Below are 659 nucleotides of genomic sequence, written 5' to 3'. Positions count from 1 at the left end.
TCCCTACCAGCACTAAAGCGTGTTAAGCGAATCGCGTCTAAAAACAAGTCTGGCCCATTCATGGGAAGTGAGTTTGCCTTCGAAGACTTAAGCTCACAAGAAGTTGAAAAGTATAGCTATGAGTACTTAAAAGACGAAGCGTGTGGCACAGAAACCTGCTTTGTTGTTAAACGCTTCCCAACAGATAAAAACTCTGGCTACACAAGCCAAATTGCCTGGATCGACCAGAGTGAATACCGCGTCCATAAAATTGAATTTTATGACCGTAAAAAAGCGCTACTAAAGACCCTCAACTCTAGTGATTACAATCAATATCTTGACCAATACTGGCGCCCGAATGTGATGAAGATGCAGAATCACCAGACAGGTAAAAGCACTGACTTAATCTGGAGCAATTTTCAGTTTTCTACCGGGCTAAGTGATAGTGACTTCACCAAGAACAGCTTGAAGCGCGCTCGCTAGTCTAATTTCCGCTCTATTGACCTAAACAGCACTGCAAAAAATGTACATCCAGTCACAGATAATGTGATTGTTTGTACATTTTTTCTTTTTTAGCTGCATAAACATCGCCCTGTCATACTCTCGCGTCTATACTGGCATCTTCATATTTTTAATAAAATAATACAGAACTAACCAGTAACACAGGCAGCACCCGAACT

1 protein-coding gene is annotated in these 659 nt (G+C 41.3%); it reads left to right on the top strand.

The features are described from left to right. Nucleotides 1-462, top strand: a 462-nt coding sequence (locus A3761_RS06545; RefSeq protein ID WP_156491681.1) for an outer membrane lipoprotein-sorting protein, incomplete at its 5' end; no start/stop codon positions are given. Between the last annotated feature and the right edge of the window lie 197 nt (nt 463-659).

Source organism: Oleiphilus sp. HI0123 (assembly GCF_001635315.1).
The sequence above is the reverse complement of the archived record's forward strand: the minus strand, read 5'-3'. Positions and strand labels throughout refer to the sequence as shown.